Source organism: Emticicia sp. MM, assembly GCF_001649495.1.
In genome coordinates this window covers 36,394-49,521 of sequence record NZ_LXHX01000037.1, presented here as the reverse complement: position 1 = coordinate 49,521, position 13,128 = coordinate 36,394, and the positions used below count along the sequence as shown (strand labels likewise).

13 protein-coding genes are annotated in these 13,128 nt (G+C 34.0%); 8 read left to right on the top strand and 5 right to left on the bottom strand.

Annotated features, from left to right (window positions below; genetic code table 11):
- Positions 1-104 precede the first annotated feature (104 nt).
- Complete coding sequence (locus A6M55_RS05550) at positions 105-1,103, bottom strand: hypothetical protein (protein ID WP_064196845.1); 999 nt, start codon at positions 1,101-1,103, stop codon at positions 105-107.
- A gap of 64 nt (positions 1,104-1,167) precedes the next feature.
- Between A6M55_RS05550 and A6M55_RS05545 the strand changes: the two genes are divergently transcribed.
- From A6M55_RS05545 to A6M55_RS05520, 6 genes are all read left to right on the top strand, one after another.
- Positions 1,168-2,544, top strand: a complete 1,377-nt coding sequence (locus A6M55_RS05545) for a BatD family protein (protein WP_064196843.1) — start codon at positions 1,168-1,170, stop codon at positions 2,542-2,544.
- A 68-nt stretch (positions 2,545-2,612) separates the two neighbouring features.
- A complete protein-coding gene (gene aroC / locus A6M55_RS05540) occupies positions 2,613-3,692 on the top strand; it encodes a chorismate synthase (protein WP_015030348.1) in 1,080 nt (359 codons plus the stop codon).
- Positions 3,693-3,972: 280 nt separating this feature from the next.
- Positions 3,973-4,611, top strand: coding sequence for an O-methyltransferase (locus A6M55_RS05535; protein WP_015030347.1), 639 nt, complete (start codon positions 3,973-3,975; stop codon positions 4,609-4,611).
- A 42-nt stretch (positions 4,612-4,653) separates the two neighbouring features.
- Positions 4,654-6,696, top strand: coding sequence for a LysM peptidoglycan-binding domain-containing protein (locus A6M55_RS05530; protein WP_064196842.1), 2,043 nt, complete (start codon positions 4,654-4,656; stop codon positions 6,694-6,696).
- 85 nt (positions 6,697-6,781) lie between these two features.
- Positions 6,782-7,354 (top strand): DUF3109 family protein, encoded by a 573-nt coding sequence (locus A6M55_RS05525; protein ID WP_064196841.1) that lies wholly within the window; start codon positions 6,782-6,784, stop codon positions 7,352-7,354.
- Complete coding sequence (locus A6M55_RS05520; protein WP_015030344.1) at positions 7,354-7,683, top strand: MGMT family protein; 330 nt, start codon at positions 7,354-7,356, stop codon at positions 7,681-7,683. Before A6M55_RS05525 ends, A6M55_RS05520 begins: the two co-directional genes overlap by 1 nt.
- Here the strand turns inward: A6M55_RS05520 and A6M55_RS17205 are convergent.
- Positions 7,675-7,824: a DUF2256 domain-containing protein gene (locus A6M55_RS17205; protein WP_082892933.1), complete on the bottom strand. Its 150-nt coding sequence runs from the start codon at positions 7,822-7,824 to the stop codon at positions 7,675-7,677. The two genes, A6M55_RS05520 and A6M55_RS17205, sit on opposite strands and share 9 nt — an antisense overlap.
- Before the next feature lie 76 nt (positions 7,825-7,900).
- Between A6M55_RS17205 and A6M55_RS05515 the strand changes: the two genes are divergently transcribed.
- Together A6M55_RS05515 and A6M55_RS05510 are read left to right on the top strand one after the other, a co-directional pair.
- Complete coding sequence (locus tag A6M55_RS05515; RefSeq protein ID WP_041693622.1) at positions 7,901-8,194, top strand: TIGR03643 family protein; 294 nt, start codon at positions 7,901-7,903, stop codon at positions 8,192-8,194.
- A 153-nt stretch (positions 8,195-8,347) separates the two neighbouring features.
- Positions 8,348-8,818, top strand: coding sequence for an Lrp/AsnC family transcriptional regulator (locus tag A6M55_RS05510; RefSeq protein WP_015030341.1), 471 nt, complete (start codon positions 8,348-8,350; stop codon positions 8,816-8,818).
- Between the two features lie 63 nt (positions 8,819-8,881).
- On the opposite strand, the gene A6M55_RS05505 is transcribed toward A6M55_RS05510, so the two are convergent.
- Genes A6M55_RS05505 through A6M55_RS05495 form a run of 3 tightly spaced genes read right to left on the bottom strand, consistent with a single transcriptional unit; the run spans position 8,882 to position 13,103 of the window.
- Positions 8,882-9,400, bottom strand: coding sequence for a PEGA domain-containing protein (locus A6M55_RS05505; protein ID WP_064196840.1), 519 nt, complete (start codon positions 9,398-9,400; stop codon positions 8,882-8,884).
- 35 nt (positions 9,401-9,435) lie between these two features.
- Complete coding sequence (locus tag A6M55_RS05500; RefSeq protein WP_064196839.1) at positions 9,436-11,793, bottom strand: metallophosphoesterase; 2,358 nt, start codon at positions 11,791-11,793, stop codon at positions 9,436-9,438.
- A 59-nt stretch (positions 11,794-11,852) separates the two neighbouring features.
- Positions 11,853-13,103: a hypothetical protein gene (locus A6M55_RS05495; protein WP_052315434.1), complete on the bottom strand. Its 1,251-nt coding sequence runs from the start codon at positions 13,101-13,103 to the stop codon at positions 11,853-11,855.
- Positions 13,104-13,128 lie beyond the last annotated feature (25 nt).

The following is a 13,128-nucleotide window of genomic DNA, read 5'->3' as shown; positions in this document are numbered from 1 at the left end:
AGCGTCTCACTACGGATGAGAAGGTTTGGGGTTTGAATCCCTACGCGGTCACAAAAAATCAAAAGGTCTTCATTGAAGACCTTTTTTTGTTTACTATTAAATGGTTATTTCTTTGTTGTAAACTTTGCTAAATTGCCCTTTGCACCAATTGCCCAACAAGCGTCTTTAAAACAAGAAATTGTGTGAAATGAATAGTCATCTAATGCTTTCCAATTTTCTTCATCTTTTTCTAGAAGACTTGTTCCTGAAGTGCCAACCAAGATAATATTTCCATTAGGTAATCTTGATGCAGCCTCTTTCAAACCATAAGGTTGAGCCGATGGTAGAAACTTCCATGTTTGCCCACCATCATTTGTCAAGGCCACATTTTCATACTCAGCTTTATCGTTTTTATAATCACCACCAACCGCAATTCCCTGAACGTCACTCCAGAAATGTAACCCAAAAATTCCTGCAGTTTGGCCTTTCTTAAATGGTGTTTCAGAAACTTGCCAAGTTTCTCCTTTATCAGACGTAAAGAAAATTCTATTTTGTGTATTCACCCATGCCTTTCCATTAGGCCTTGTAACAACACAATTCCCACTTGCTGCAAAAGAGGCTTCACCTTCTTTTATTAAAGGAAGGTTCTCTTTTGCAATTCTTAACCAAGATTTTCCGCCATCTAATGTTCTTAATATAAATGGTTTATCATCAATTGGGTCGCCAATTAAAATACCTTCTTTTTCATTCCAAAAATCCATCGAATCAAAAAATACACCCTTCTGTTTATACTCTAAAACTACTTCCCAACTAATACCACCATTGATAGTTTTATAAATCTTAGCCGCTCCATCTTCAGCATTTCCAGCACTCATTATGTAGGCAATCTTTTCATTTACCCCATAAATATCCCTAAAATCAAGTTTTTCAGCTCCTGATACCTTTATAACTTCCCAATGAGCACCTGCATTGGTAGTTTTTAAAACTGTTCCGTTAGTCCCACCTGCCCATACTACTTTTTTACTAATGGCATGAATCGAACGAAATGAGGCATCAGTTCCTGAAACTTGTTTTACCCACTGGGCGTATAATGAATTTGTAAATAGAATTACTAAAACTAGCATAGTACTTTTCTTAAAAATCGAACGAAACATAGTAAACAATCGGAATAGTGGTTATTTTTGTAAAATGAATGGTCGAAAGTTACATATTTTCTCAATTTTATTGCTTTTTTTGGTGAGCAATTTTCTTTTTGCACAAGATGATACCAAAATTGAATTGGGCAAAAGAAATATTTCTATTGATGAAAACTTTACAATAAAAGTACTCATCCGTAACACTGATAAATCTGTAATCAATACTTTTCCTGACCTTCCAAGCTTCAATAAAGGAGCTAAACAAAAGGTATTTTCAAAAAATCCTTTGGGTTATACAATAACTCAAAATTATACACCTACTAGAGAAGGCACGTTTAAAATTCCAGCATTTACGCTCACGATTAACAATAGAGATTATATCACCGAATCTTTTACAATAACCGTAAACTCACCAGAAAGCGAAGAGGAAGGCCTCAACGAAAATATTTCTCTGGAAAAAACAAAAAATAATGCCTTTTTGGCAATGAGTATTGATAAACCCAAGGTATATGTGGGTGAAGGTTTTAAAGTTTCTTTGGCATTCTATGTTGCAGAAAACAATACCATTCAAATGGATTTTCCTGATGATTTGAATGCACAAGTAGATGCCATTGCAAAAAAAATAAAATCGGCTGATTGTTTAGAAGAACGCACCATAATAACCGATATTAGAGGCGTTTCAAGTTTGATTAATGGTCGACAATACCTTGCTTTTAAGTTTTTTGAAGCAACCTACTACCCTCTTAATAACAAACCTGTCTTTGTGCCTGCGGTTGAGCTAAACATGCTTCAAACACTCAAGAAAAATGGCATCAAGGAGAAAATTACATTCAAAGATACTCCACAAAAAATTAATGTTATCGACTTACCAGACCACCCTCTAAAAGACAAAGTTGCTTCAGGAAATTTTAGTTTAGTTGAAGAAATTGAAACACGAAAACTAAATACTGGTAAAAGTTTTGGTTATGAATTTAAAATTATCGGAGACGGAAATTTCTCGACAGTCAATGTAAATTCGCCTGTAAATGATAGTTTTTTTGATTTTTATCCCCCTGAAATCAAACAAGTAAATTCTAGTAGCACAAAAACTCGTGAGAAAATATTTAGATATAGAGTCTTACCAAAAGATTCGGGACAATACCAACTCGATAAATATTTCTTTTGGGTATTTTTCAATACTCAAAAAGGCAATTATGATACCCTAAAATCAAACCTCAAAATAAGAGTATTAGGCAAAACAATTACCAGTAAAGATACGGATACCTCCGATGATATTTTTGCAGGTATTGATAAACTTGATACCTCCAAAACTGAAAGCAATTATCAAGAAGTGCTTAAGAATATTTCAAACTTCTTAATTATTTGCATGCTTTTAGGAAGTTTGTATTTATTTAACTGGGGTAAAAAAAAGAAAACAACCAATGACTAAGTTGATTAATATTTAGTCTCATGAATTGAAAGTTTGCAATTCATTCATTTTAAATCAAATTATTAGAAATGAGTAGTACTTACGGAAAAATCTTTAAAATATCAACTTTCGGAGAATCACACGGAAAAGCGATTGGTGTTATAGTTGATGGCTGTCCTGCTGGAGTAGAATTTAATGAAGAATTTATTCAAAATGAGTTAGATAGACGTAAACCTGGTCAGTCGAGAATAACAACTCAACGCAAAGAGTCTGATGAGTTTCAAGTTCTTTCTGGGATATTCGAAGGCAAAACTACTGGTACACCAATTGCGATGGTCATACCGAATGAAGATCAACGCTCTAAAGATTATAGCCATATTGCTACGCAATTTCGCCCATCGCATGCCGACTATACTTATACCGTAAAATATGGCAATCGAGATTATAGAGGTGGTGGAAGAAGCTCTGCACGAGAGACGGCTGCACGAGTAGCTGCTGGAGCATTAGCAAAATTATTATTAAATAATGATGCTATTTCTATTACTGCTTATGTTTCTCAGGTTGGTAAATTAAAACTCGATAAACAATATTGGGAATTAGATTTATCTAAAACAGACAACAATGCCGTTCGATGTCCAGATGAACAGATGGCCCAGAAGATGTTCGATTACATTGATGAAATTCGTAAAAAGGGAGATTCAATTGGAGGCATCATCACTTGTGTTATCAAAGGTGTTCCTGCTGGTTGGGGCGAGCCTGTTTTTGATAAACTTCATGCAGAACTTGGTAAGGCAATGCTAGGTATCAATGCAGTGAAAGGTTTTGAATATGGTAGTGGTTTTGAAGGAATTGAGTTATTGGGCTCAGAACATAATGATGAGTTTTTTATTGGAGAAGATGGCAAAGTTCATACTAAAACCAATCTTTCTGGTGGTATTCAAGGAGGAATTTCGAATGGAGAAGATATTTATTTTAAAGTAGCTTTTAAACCTGTTGCTACAATTATGCAAGACCAAGAAAGTATTAATGAGGCAGGCGAAAAAGTAATCGTTTCGGGCAAAGGCCGACACGACCCTTGCGTTTTGCCTAGAGCAGTTCCAATTGTTGAAGCAATGGCCGCTTTAGTTCTTGCCGATTTCAGCTTAAGAGCCAAAACAAACAAAGTGTAAGACATTAAAATGGGCGAAGAAATTAATTCTTCGCCTTTTTAATTTAAAGACACAAATTTTCATTATTTACTGAAAATTCTATATTTACAATAATTCTGATTATTTCAAAAAAAATAACCAAAATTGTTAGGATATTTAAAAAAATTTCTAATTTTGTATTAATAAAAAACTTGCGTGCTTACATACTTCCAAATTCATTATTGGGAAACTGATAGTGGGGTATCTGTAGCTACGCGAATATTTAGAAACATTTTCAATAAAATTATAGCATAGTATCAAAATGGAGTTTATAAGCGAAGAACTTGATGACTATTGCGTTGCTCATACGACCGGTGAAAGCGAACTTCTCAGACGTTTAAATAGAGAAACTCATGCAAAAGTTTTACAGCCAAGAATGTTGTCAGGGCACTTTCAAGGCAGGTATTTATCGATGATTTCGCACATGATACGCCCCAAAAATATACTTGAAATTGGTACATATACTGGATATTCTGCCCTATGCCTTGCCGAAGGCTTACAAGAAGATGGGCATCTTTTAACGATTGATGTCAATGAAGAATTAGAAGAGTTCGTAAGAAGTTATATCAATGAGTCTCCTCAAAAAGACAAAATTGAATTTCGAATCGGTAACGCCCTTGAAATAATCCCAACCCTTAAAGAAACTTTCGACCTTGTATTTATTGATGCTGATAAACTCAACTATGATAAATATTATGACCTGGTATTTGATAAAGTACGTAAGGGCGGGTTTATTATTTCGGATAATGTTTTGTGGAGTGGAAAAGTGGCAGACCCAAGTAAAAAAGATAAAGATACGCTTTCAATAAGAGCTTATAATCAGAAGTTACAAGAAGACTCAAGAACCGAAAATATATTATTACCCATTAGAGATGGACTAATAATTGTTCGAAAATTGTAAAAGCTAGTTACCTGTAAAAGAACCCCTATTTCCTGTATAACAATGAAAAAAATAATTGCTCTAGTATTACTTTCTATTTCGTTTACTCAAACTACATTGGGGCAGCGAGTCAACGTACCAGATGTACCTAAGAAAGTTGAGTTTGCGGGTATTACAATAAAGCTTGATGATGATGCTCAAAAACTCATACAAAAAGAAGTAAATACCCTTTTAACCCCTGAGAACAAATACTTAATTGATAAATTAGAGCGAATTCAATGGTATTTTCCAGTCATTGAATCAATTTTAGAAGAAGAAGAAATTCCCGAAGATTTCAAGTATGTTGCAGTTGCTGAAAGCTCTTTACTCCCTGATGCTATCTCAAGCTCAAATGCAGTTGGATTTTGGCAAATGAAGCAAGCTACTGCCCAAGAATTGGGCCTTAGAATAGACTCGGAGATTGATGAAAGAAAAAATATCTATGCCTCAACCAAAGCAGCAGCTCTCTATCTGAAACGCAATAATCTGATTTATAAAAATTGGGTTTCAACATTATATTCCTACACACTGGGTGTAGCTGGCGTAAGTAAATTAATACCTCCTCATTGGGCAAATGGTAATGAAATTAATTTTGATGGCCAAACCGACCGTTATTTATTAAAAACCATTGCACACAGAATTGCTTTTGAATATAGAATCAATCGTATGAAAGAATCTCGTTTTTCTTTTGTAGAGTATAGAAATTCAAAAGGCAAAAGCCTAGATGATATCGCAACAATTTTCGATGTTGATGCCATCGAATTAAAAAAGCTCAACTCTTGGCTAATAGCAGATAATATCCCAAGAGATAAAGATTATTCTGTTGCTATTTTAGTACCCATTGAAAATTTAGAAAATATTCAATCGAAGCTAAGTAAACCAGTTGAACTGACTTCAAGTAATGCTAAATTTCCTATCTTAAAAAGAATAACGCCATCAAGTGCTGCTCCGGAAGAGCCTGTTTTCTACGAAATTAATGGCAAAAAAGGTATCTTAGCTCAAGCGGGTGATGATATTGCTGCTTTAGCAAGAAATGGGAAAATGAAAATACCTGACTTTTTACGTTATAATGATATGACAGCTATGGATTTAGCAGAAGAAGGTAGGATTTATTATTTACAAAAAAAGAATAAAAAAGGTCCAGTTCCTCAACATATTGTACTTCAAGAGCAAAATTTGTGGCAAATATCGCAAATCTACGGAATACGTCTTAAAAATTTATTGAGATTGAACCGACTACGTACTGTTAAACCTATCCAAAAAGGAAGAGTAATCTATTTACAAAAGAAGCGTCCAAAAAATGAACCTATTGATGCCATTAATACAAAAGAAATAGAAGAGTCTGAAAATGTTCCGCTCAAAGAACAGTACGAAAATACTGATGAGAAGGCTATTACAAAGGAAAATACAAAAAATGACCGCAAAAAAGAGAACAAGACGCCTAAAAATAATTCCAAAAACACTAATATTCCTGAGAATACTTCGGTAGTAGAAACAAACAAACAAAATCCACGCCTAAGAGAAGAGGATGATATAATTGTTATTTCAGATAGTGATGAAACTGAAGAAAATACAAATAGAACACCAATTAATCAAACTCCTCCTGCTACAGTAAAAAACACGCCAGTAAACCCAATCCAGAGTCCAGTAAAACCTAATACAGGAAAAAACTCGACTCCTATTACTAACAAAGTACAAAATTCGGGGACACACAAGGTTGAAGTTGGTCAGACCCTTTATAGTATTGCCCGACAATACAATATTACAATAAAGGAATTAGCGGAATGGAATGATTTTTCGACCACCGAACGTGTAAAGATCGGACAAGTGCTTATTGTTACACCCCCTAAATCTGGCAACAAAGTTGTTAGTTCAGAGACATCAAAGACTACTAATAACTCATCAGAAAAAAATAGTACTTCAAGCAAAATACATAAAGTACAAAGAAATGAAACATTATATAGCATTTCGAAACAATATGGGGTAACTATGAAGCAAATTAAAGAATGGAATGACATGAAAAGTGAAAATGTTAAGATTGGACAAAAAATTATTATCAAGAAATAATTATTGCCAAGAATTTTAAATTACATTGCTTGTTGACACGACTCTATTCTGTTAGAGATAATATCCAATGTAAAAAAATAATAAAATGATTTTAATTGATAATACTTGTATAAGTGATGATGTTGCCGACAAAATGTTTGTCTGCGATTTAGAAAAATGCAAAGGTGCATGTTGTGTAGAAGGCGATTTAGGTGCTCCTTTGGAAGAATCTGAACTTCCAATTTTAGAGGAAATTTATGAACATGTAAAACCTTATCTTTCGCCAGAGGGCATAAAAGCGATTGAAGAACAAGGGAAATATATCAAAGATTGGGAAGATGATTATTCAACTCCCACCATTGGTGATAAAGAGTGTGCGTACGCCATTTACGATGAAAATAAAACCTTAAAATGTGGCATTGAACAAGCCTATCTTGATGGGAAAATTTCGTGGCAAAAACCAATTTCTTGTCACTTATACCCAATACGAATCACAAAATATGAGAGCTATCATGCAATAAATTATGATCGTTGGTCTATTTGCAGCGATGCTTGTTCGTTGGGCGAAAAACTAGGTGTACCAGTATATAAATTCCTCAAAGAACCTCTAATTAGAGCTTATGGAAAAGAATGGTATGCAGAATTAGAAAGTGAAATTGAAAGTATGAATCAAAAATAGTGAAGAAATCACAAGAAAATATTTTTGATGACATTTACGAAATAGTCAAACTTGTACCAGCCGGCCGAGTAACTAGTTATGGTGCCATTGCCAAATATTTAGGCTTAGGAGCTGCTCGAATGGTCGGCTGGGCAATGAATGCAAGTCATGGTTTGCCTGATGTTCCCGCTCATAGAGTAGTCAACCGAATTGGTTTATTGACGGGCAAACATCATTTTGGCGGTAATCGAATGCAAGAATTACTTGAAAGCGAAGGGGTGAAAGTGGAAAAAGACCAAGTAGTAAATTTCAAAGCCATATTTTGGAACCCCTCCGAAGAATTACTTTGAAGCACTTTTATTTTTTCTACAAGCATCACTGCAATATTTCACTTCCTCCCAATCTTTTTCCCATTTCTTTCTCCATGTGAAGGGTCTGCCACACACAATACATACTTTACTTGGTAAGTTTTCTTTTTTTACTCCTCTCATCTTCTTTAAAAATACATATTATAAAACAATCTTGACCGATGATTGTTGTAAAAATGATATTATTCATCTTTATTTTATGAATTCGAGACAAAAGTACAAAACACTTACTGACCAAGAAAAAGACCGAATTATTGAAATGGCTTGGGAAGACAGAACTCCATTTGATGCCATTGAAATACAATTTGGATTAAAAGAACAAGAAGTAATAGAACTCATGCGAAGAGAAATGAAACCTTCATCATGGCGAATGTGGAGAGAGCGAGTTCAAGGACGCAGCACTAAACATTTGGCCAAATCTTTAGTGAGTGATTTTAGACATAAATGTAACCTTCAAAGAAATATTACACACAATAAAATATCAAAAAGATAAGTTGCTGATAATCATTGATTTTTGTTTTCTTTGAATTTTCCAAAATAAGTTTTCTTTTTTCTTATTTTTTCAAAATTTACAATTGCTTAATTAAAGAAAAACCGTATCTTTGCACCAAAGAATATTTTGCACTTCTTAAAACAACTACTCCCAATGAGTATTAACAAACTAGATCAAATAGACCATACCCTGCTGGAGATTCTACAAAGTAACGGTAAGATAACAAACGCTCAACTTTCAAAAGAGATAGGTCTCTCGCCTGCCCCTACTTTAGAAAGAGTAAAAAAATTAGAAACATCAGGTATCATTAAAAGTTACCATGCTCAAATAGATAGAGAAAAGGTGGGTCTTGGCGTAATGACATTTGTACAGGTTTCGCTTTCTGGCCACAGAAAAGCAGTTACAGAAGCATTTGTTGAAAAAATTGCTAAAGTACCAGAAATCATTGAATGTCATCACGTAACTGGCTCTTGCGATTTTTTACTAAAGGTTATCGCAAAAGATATTAATTCTTATCAAAAACTCATTATGGAAACAATTAATGAGATTGAAGAGGTAGCAAGTACACAAACGATGGTAATTCTATCAACCTTCAAAGACACACAGGTATTACCCGTTCCTTGATAGAAACTAACTCCAATAAAAATCCCCGAAATTCTTATTTCGGGGATTTTTTATGAAATATTTTTATCGATTTTTATTTAACTGCCCAATTTTTATCCAATTCTTGTCAGGTTGAAGTGTAGTTGCGATATATACTTCTCTCTTATTATAATTGAATACATTTGCTCCACTAAGCTTCATTTGTGCAGAAACTTGATTGGGCGTAAGTTTATACATGCTTCCCGTGACCGCATCTATCACAATTCCAATCACTCCACCTAAAATGATATTACCAAAAAACCAGCCATCTACTTTCCTTTGTAGGATTGTTTCATAAGGTTGGTAGCCTTCCATTGTAATAGATATTTTATATCCTTGCTTTGTAGAAGGTTCACCTTCAAATCGTCCATTTCTTGGTAATCCTAAAACCTTGGGAGTTTGTCCGAATTCTTTTCCATCAATAAAAATTTTAGCTCCACTTGGTTGGCTCGAAACTACAATATCTTGTATTTTTCCGTGTATAATTGAAGCACAGCTTACTAATGCTCCAAATGAGAAAAGAGTCAATAATGATAAAATCGTTTTTTTGATAAGTTTATCCATAAAATAGTCTGTGGTAAAATATAAAGAAATGTAAATTAGTGTTTGATTATTTTTTTGGTAATAGTCAAGCCCGTGGCTTTTATCTTCAGTATATAGAATCCTGCTGGTAGCTCATGAATATCTATTTTTTCTGATTCATTGAAAAGAACTTGCTTCATAAAAACAGATTTTCCTTCAATATTTTGAATATAAAGATTGCCCTTGATTGGCTTAGATGTGTGATTTTTAATAAAAATTTCACCTAAAGTCGGATTTGGAAAAACTGAAATCGGTTGATTTTCATCTTCTGTTGCAAGTGGAGACATGATTGTCAGTGAATTATCAGCCAATATCATACCTGCCCCACAAATATTCCCAACTTGCTCAATTGTATAGATTCCTCCTGCCTTAGGTTTAACTTTGATACTAACCTCTTTTAATTGAGTAGTATTTTCGGGTAAAGAACTAATTTTATAGGTAAATGGAGGCGTGCCTGTAAAGCGTAAATTAAGATTTACAAGGGTATCAAAAGGTAAAGTTTTATTACCAGTAAAACTGATTGAAGCAGGAGTTGATACACTAAAGCTTTTACTTGATACTTCAGCGAAAAAATCGACATTAGGCCTTACCCTAAAACGATAGTTACTTCCTTCCTTCAAAGTATCAGGTAATGTAATCTGAAATGGACTTTTCGAACTTTTTGCCAAAACTAATCGCTTGTTAAAATTACCATTCAAGTCTGATAACTCAAGTTGATAAGTCCATTTGTCTAAACTGGTATTTTTTACCGAAAAGGGAACTGTTAAGGTATTTTTTATACAAACCTTAGTGTTTTCAGCTAATTCTACGCTAATGATTGGTTGTGGAGAAACATTAATTTGGAACACATCTTTCATGAAACCTAATGAATCTACAACCGAAATTATTGTATCTTTTTTTGGTACAAATTCTATAAAGGGTTGATTAAGTATTTTATTCGACCAATTACCCGAACCTTTCCAAGAAGTATTTAATCTAACTTTCTCTCCATAATCTACTGCTAATTTTACATTTCTATTAACATTTTTAAAAACCGTAAAATTATCTCTAATGACTCCATCAGCTGCTACCCATTTAGCATCAAGTCGATTTTCATTAATAGTAAATAATAATGACCCGCCAATTGTAACATTAGAATAAACCGAACTTGGATGAGGATTGGGGTCTCCATTCCAATCTAAACGACCCGCCGAACCAACAACACAATAGATTGTCCCTTCATCTTTATTAATGATTGGTTTTGAACCTACAACATTTTCATATTTCCCATTAACATTTTGCACAGCATGGATATTGACATCAAAAGTCATTGAGTGGCCAGTATGGCCTTTCATTAAATACGAACGTTCGTACGAATGACTATGACCATTTAGGACTAAATCTACCTTATATTTATCAAAAATAGGCACTAAACTTTCTCGAATAGCCACTAAATCGGGCTCGGCATTTGAATCATGTGAGCGTTTAGTATATGGTGGATGATGGAAGAATACAATCGTCCATAAAGATTTACCTTTATTGGCCTCTAAATCAGAAATAAGCCATTGATATTGTTTACTTCTCGCATCAGAAAGTCGATATTTTCCTTCATCTAAACCATAGGAATCAAGCGATATAAAATGGATATTACTGTAATTGAATGAATAATATTCTTTCGTATTTGAAGCAACTCCGCCCATTTCGGCCTTAGTTGGTACACTAATTACGTTAAAGTAATTTATCTTTTTATCTACTTGTCCAGTCGAAGTTTCATAATATTCATGATTTCCGGGAGACGGAAAAAAAACTGTATTTCCCAAAATACTACTTCCATAGAAATCAAAAATTTGTCTTTGGTATTCTATATCAGTACCACAACAATAGGCGTTATCACCCAACCAAAGCCACAAATCTGTATAATTTGATTTATTCTTTAAATACTGTTCTCGAACTGCATTTTGATTCTTGATATATACTTCTTTCGAGTCATCTCCAAAGTCACCCATCGCCCAAATATTGATAGGACGCGTATTTCCTGCAGTTGGTGCAGTAATAAAGTAGAAATCTTTACCAGAAGCTAAAGTCTTTGCACCTGAAACAACTGAATAAAAATATTTTGTATTGGGTTGAAGATTCGTTAATTGAACAATGTGTTCTTGGGTAGATTCTTCAATTTTTTGAGAGAAAGTACTTGAACTTTCAGCAGTTGAGAAGTTTATAATACTATTGCTTTGAATATCGGTACGCCAGCGAATAATTACCCCATTTGAACTTAATTGTTGAAGATATGGCCCACGGGTAAGATTTTGAGCATAGAGTTTTCCATTCTGAAAACAACAGCATTGTACTATCAGAATGGAAAAGAATGCAACCTTTATTTTTTTTAGATGAAGCATTTCATTTGGTAAATTTGTCCAAAAATACTTCTAAAAGGCTTAAAATTGCACAAAAGAGCTTATTTCTTTTTCTTTTCGGCTTTCAGAAGCTTTTTTGTATCTTCTATTAATTTTTTAGCTTCTTTATGAATTTCTAATTTTTTATCGGCGTTACTGAGCACCACATTAAAATATTGTAGGGCACTTTGATAATCTTTCTCTGCACTAGCTATTTTTCCTAAGCCTAAGTTCGCTCCCCAAAAATAGCCAGAATCTTTTGAATCATTCTGTAGAGCAAAATCAATTGTTTTTTGATAATATTCCTTAGCTTTTGGATAATTTCGACGGTAATTAAAATTGATATATCCTAAAATATAAGCAGCATAACGTCCTGCTGTACTTTCATAACCATATTTTGCAACGTTCACATTAGCTAATAGTTCTTCTGCTAATTTTTCAGCTTCATCTGCTTTTCCGAGCATAAAGGCGGTACGGGCTGCGTAACGATGAAAAAATGAATTATCAGGATAAATAGCATGCATTTGAGCAGCTTCATAATAAGCTTTCTGATGCTGATTTTCCATCGAATAAATTTGCATCAAAAAGTATTTAGCCTCCATTCGAGTATAAAAAGCATTGGAAGCAACATATTCTAATTGCTTGATTCCTTCGGCTTTTACACCTTTATGAAAAAATATAAGCATGGGTTTCAATGAAGGATAATTTTCTGGAATCCACTTAGAATAATAGTTATAAAGTCCGTCACCAATGGCTAATTCAGGGTTAAAATCACCGAAACCACGGCACTTATCCAAATATTTCAATGCCTGTTTTCCTGCCCAAGCTGCTTTTACCCAATTTCCACGTTCGGTGTGTAAACGCCCTTTGAATGCATAAGCTGCCGCTTCGAAAAATGCCGCTTCCTTATCACCATCATCATCATCAAGCATTTCATCGGCTAAATCAATTGCTCTATCCATATTAGCAAAAAAGGCATCATCGTGCGATTCATCTTTGGTATCAGGAACAATTTTCCACCATTCATTCAAACCAATCAAGAAAAAACCAATGGGGTGCTCAGGATATTTAACGGTCAACCACCTAAAATCACGTTCTGCGGCATCGAACTTGAAATTATACATATTATTGATTGCTTGTGTGGCTTCAATCTGAATGGCCCTATTAGCTAAAAGAACCTCATGTTGTTTTTTCTTAGTAGTACCACCAAACCAAGAAAACTGTGCTTGAGCAAGCTGGCTCAATAGCACCAATAATAATATAGCACTTAAATTAATAACTCGTTTAAAAAATATTGGATTCACGATATTCATACTTTTGGATTTATGCATCTTTAAC

Bases quoted from the DNA above. Each gene is read 5' to 3' on its own strand.
- A6M55_RS05550 (WP_064196845.1), bottom strand. From the start codon at position 1,103: ATGCTAGTTTTAGTAATTCTATTTACAAATTCATTATACGCCCAGTGG.
- A6M55_RS05545 (WP_064196843.1), top strand. From the start codon at position 1,168: ATGAATGGTCGAAAGTTACATATTTTCTCAATTTTATTGCTTTTTTTG.
- aroC (WP_015030348.1), top strand. From the start codon at position 2,613: ATGAGTAGTACTTACGGAAAAATCTTTAAAATATCAACTTTCGGAGAA.
- A6M55_RS05535 (WP_015030347.1), top strand. From the start codon at position 3,973: ATGGAGTTTATAAGCGAAGAACTTGATGACTATTGCGTTGCTCATACG.
- A6M55_RS05530 (WP_064196842.1), top strand. From the start codon at position 4,654: ATGAAAAAAATAATTGCTCTAGTATTACTTTCTATTTCGTTTACTCAA.
- A6M55_RS05525 (WP_064196841.1), top strand. From the start codon at position 6,782: ATGATTTTAATTGATAATACTTGTATAAGTGATGATGTTGCCGACAAA.
- A6M55_RS17205 (WP_082892933.1), bottom strand. From the start codon at position 7,824: ATGAGAGGAGTAAAAAAAGAAAACTTACCAAGTAAAGTATGTATTGTG.
- A6M55_RS05515 (WP_041693622.1), top strand. From the start codon at position 7,901: ATGAATTCGAGACAAAAGTACAAAACACTTACTGACCAAGAAAAAGAC.
- A6M55_RS05510 (WP_015030341.1), top strand. From the start codon at position 8,348: ATGAGTATTAACAAACTAGATCAAATAGACCATACCCTGCTGGAGATT.
- A6M55_RS05505 (WP_064196840.1), bottom strand. From the start codon at position 9,400: ATGGATAAACTTATCAAAAAAACGATTTTATCATTATTGACTCTTTTC.
- A6M55_RS05500 (WP_064196839.1), bottom strand. From the start codon at position 11,793: ATGCTTCATCTAAAAAAAATAAAGGTTGCATTCTTTTCCATTCTGATA.
- A6M55_RS05495 (WP_052315434.1), bottom strand. From the start codon at position 13,103: ATGAATATCGTGAATCCAATATTTTTTAAACGAGTTATTAATTTAAGT.